Annotated in this window: 4 protein-coding genes; 2 read left to right on the top strand and 2 right to left on the bottom strand. The window is 75.2% G+C overall.

Annotated elements, in window-relative coordinates; translation table 11 throughout:
* Positions 1–574 (bottom strand): glycosyltransferase (locus tag G6O69_RS38230; RefSeq protein ID WP_255216843.1); only part of this gene is annotated, 574 nt, incomplete at its 3' end.
* 7 nt (positions 575–581) lie between these two features.
* Entirely contained in the window at positions 582–1,751 is a 1,170-nt protein-coding gene (locus G6O69_RS42630) for a glycosyltransferase family 4 protein (protein ID WP_176397367.1), read from the bottom strand.
* Between the two features lie 32 nt (positions 1,752–1,783).
* On the opposite strand from G6O69_RS42630, the gene G6O69_RS42625 reads away from it, so the two are divergent.
* A complete protein-coding gene (locus G6O69_RS42625; RefSeq protein ID WP_176397367.1) occupies positions 1,784–2,953 on the top strand; it encodes a glycosyltransferase family 4 protein in 1,170 nt (389 codons plus the stop codon).
* A gap of 7 nt (positions 2,954–2,960) precedes the next feature.
* Positions 2,961–3,547 (top strand): glycosyltransferase (locus tag G6O69_RS38215; RefSeq protein ID WP_176397366.1); only part of this gene is annotated, 587 nt, incomplete at its 3' end.

The raw sequence follows: 3,547 nt of genomic DNA, 5'->3' as shown, positions 1-3,547 counted from the left end.
CCGCGCGGATCGGGTTGCCGGCGAGGACGACCTTGCGGGCCGGGAAGCGCCCGTGGACGTCGGGGAAGGTCGCAAACACCTTGCGGACCAGCCGACCCAGGATCCGGTTGGTGATCCCGGGGACGGAGTTTTGCTCGAGGATCGCCGTGGGCCGGCGCATCAGCCAGGCCGTGGCGACAATCGGCCCGCTGGCGTAGCCGCCCACGCCCACGACCACGTCGGGGTCGAAGCCCGCGATGATCCGCCGGCTCTGCAGCCAGGCCTTGGGCAGGCGCAGCAGCCCCGAGATCAGCCCGCGCACGCCTCGACCCTTGATCCCGCTGACCTCGATGCGGTCGAGCGTCCAGCCGAGCTCGGGGATCACCCGGGCCTCGATGCCGCGCTCCGTGCCCACGAAGCGGACCTCACCGCCGGCCGCGAGCACCTGCTCGGCCAGGGCGACGCCCGGGAAGAGGTGCCCGCCGGTGCCGCCGCCGGCGATCATCACGCGCAGGGGCCGAGCGGTCCCGGCAGCAGCAGCAGCGGGGGTGTCGGTGGAGTCGTGGGTCGGGGATCCCATCACGAGCGCGTTCATGACGATCCTATACCGAAGGGAGGATCGTCGACCCAGATTCTGGCGAATGCGATCGCCGCGCAGGCTCGGCGGCGGCGACCTCGGTTCCCTCGGCGTCGCCCAGGAGCTCCCTCAGCGCCTCGAAGAGCGCGTCGCGGTCGCCCGTGGGGAGCTCGCGGATCCCCGCCACGCCCGCGAGACCGCAAGCTCGAGAGGCGATCACCGGCACCCCCGCGGCGGCGGCCCGCAGCAGGCTGCGCGGCTGATGCTCGACCCACGCCGGGCAGACCACGGCGTCGAGCTGGTCGAGGCGCGTGGGGGCGCCCTGGTGCAGCGTTGCGCCCGTGTCCGCCCAAAAGCGCGGGCCCTCGAGCTCGCGGCCGGAGATCCACAGGTGCAGCGCGAGCTCGGGCCGCAGGGCGTGCAGGCGCTCGATGGCCGCGCGCAGCTCCCAGGCGCCCTTGCGACCGACGGTGCTCGTGGGCATCCACAGCCGCAGCGGCGCGTCGGCCTCGCGCCGCCCAGGCTCGCGCCGCGCGTCCAGATCGCCCCCCTCGCCCGCCCACGCCTCGCCCTCTAGGAGCCCGCCTGCACGCGCGCGCCCTCCCGCCCAGCGCAGGCGCACCGCCTTGTCGGGGAAGCAGGCGGCGACCTCGGCGTGGGGCGTGACCACGGCGATCGCCTCGTCCAGGGCCCGCGCCTCGTCCTCGACCAGCTGCGGATCCGCGCGAAAGTCCGCGAGGGTCGGGCTATTGGGGTTTTGCGCCGCCGCCTCGTCGAGGCGAGCCTGGAGCGCCGCGAGGGGCAGGCGCTGCATCAGCACCGTGACCCGCCGACCCCCGAGCGCCCCCAGCCGCCACAAGAAGGGCAGCAAGTTCTGGCTGACGACGAGCGCGGTGTCCTCGGGGCCCAGGGCCTCGGCCATGGCGGCCGCGAGGGCGGCGTCGTCGGCCAGCAGCGCGCGCTGGCGAGCGGCGCCCTGGCTGGCGAGGCTGCGCGCGCGCAGAGATCGGGTCAGCGCGCGCGCGGGGAAGTACTCGCGCGAACCCACGGCCGCCCGCGGCCAGGCGTAGCGCGAGCCCGGTCCGGCCAGCGCGGAGATCGGCAGCGCGGCGAGCTGCTCTCCGGGCAGGGGCGCGAGCAGGCGGTCGCTCGTGCGCCCCTGCCTGCGCAAATAGTCGGAGAACTCGGGCCACACGCCGTCGACGAGCCACGTGGCTCGTCGACGGCGTGTGGCCCGAGTTCTCCGACTATTTGCGCAGGCAGGGGCGCACGAGCGACCGCCTGCTCGCGCCCCTGCCCGGAGAGCAGCTCGCCGCGCTGCCGATCTCCGCGCTGGCCGGACCGGGCTCGCGCTACGCCTGGCCGCGGGCGGCCGTGGGTTCGCGCGAGTACTTCCCCGCGCGCGCGCTGACCCGATCTCTGCGCGCGCGCAGCCTCGCCAGCCAGGGCGCCGCTCGCCAGCGCGCGCTGCTGGCCGACGACGCCGCCCTCGCGGCCGCCATGGCCGAGGCCCTGGGCCCCGAGGACACCGCGCTCGTCGTCAGCCAGAACTTGCTGCCCTTCTTGTGGCGGCTGGGGGCGCTCGGGGGTCGGCGGGTCACGGTGCTGATGCAGCGCCTGCCCCTCGCGGCGCTCCAGGCTCGCCTCGACGAGGCGGCGGCGCAAAACCCCAATAGCCCGACCCTCGCGGACTTTCGCGCGGATCCGCAGCTGGTCGAGGACGAGGCGCGGGCCCTGGACGAGGCGATCGCCGTGGTCACGCCCCACGCCGAGGTCGCCGCCTGCTTCCCCGACAAGGCGGTGCGCCTGCGCTGGGCGGGAGGGCGCGCGCGTGCAGGCGGGCTCCTAGAGGGCGAGGCGTGGGCGGGCGAGGGGGGCGATCTGGACGCGCGGCGCGAGCCTGGGCGGCGCGAGGCCGACGCGCCGCTGCGGCTGTGGATGCCCACGAGCACCGTCGGTCGCAAGGGCGCCTGGGAGCTGCGCGCGGCCATCGAGCGCCTGCACGCCCTGCGGCCCGAGCTCGCGCTGCACCTGTGGATCTCCGGCCGCGAGCTCGAGGGCCCGCGCTTTTGGGCGGACACGGGCGCAACGCTGCACCAGGGCGCCCCCACGCGCCTCGACCAGCTCGACGCCGTGGTCTGCCCGGCGTGGGTCGAGCATCAGCCGCGCAGCCTGCTGCGGGCCGCCGCCGCGGGGGTGCCGGTGATCGCCTCTCGAGCTTGCGGTCTCGCGGGCGTGGCGGGGATCCGCGAGCTCCCCACGGGCGACCGCGACGCGCTCTTCGAGGCGCTGAGGGAGCTCCTGGGCGACGCCGAGGGAACCGAGGTCGCCGCCGCCGAGCCTGCGCGGCGATCGCATTCGCCAGAATCTGGGTCGACGATCCTCCCTTCGGTATAGGATCGTCATGAACGCGCTCGTGATGGGATCCCCGACCCACGACTCCACCGACACCCCCGCTGCTGCTGCTGCCGGGACCGCTCGGCCCCTGCGCGTGATGATCGCCGGCGGCGGCACCGGCGGGCACCTCTTCCCGGGCGTCGCCCTGGCCGAGCAGGTGCTCGCGGCCGGCGGTGAGGTCCGCTTCGTGGGCACGGAGCGCGGCATCGAGGCCCGGGTGATCCCCGAGCTCGGCTGGACGCTCGACCGCATCGAGGTCAGCGGGATCAAGGGTCGAGGCGTGCGCGGGCTGATCTCGGGGCTGCTGCGCCTGCCCAAGGCCTGGCTGCAGAGCCGGCGGATCATCGCGGGCTTCGACCCCGACGTGGTCGTGGGCGTGGGCGGCTACGCCAGCGGGCCGATTGTCGCCACGGCCTGGCTGATGCGCCGGCCCACGGCGATCCTCGAGCAAAACTCCGTCCCCGGATCACCAACCGGATCCTGGGTCGGCTGGTCCGCAAGGTGTTTGCGACCTTCCCCGACGTCCACGGGCGCTTCCCGGCCCGCAAGGTCGTCCTCGCCGGCAACCCGATCCGCGCGGCCCTGGTCGAGCGC

It is taken from the genome of Pseudenhygromyxa sp. WMMC2535, from assembly GCF_011083025.2.
This window is presented reverse-complemented; position numbering and strand designations above follow the sequence as displayed.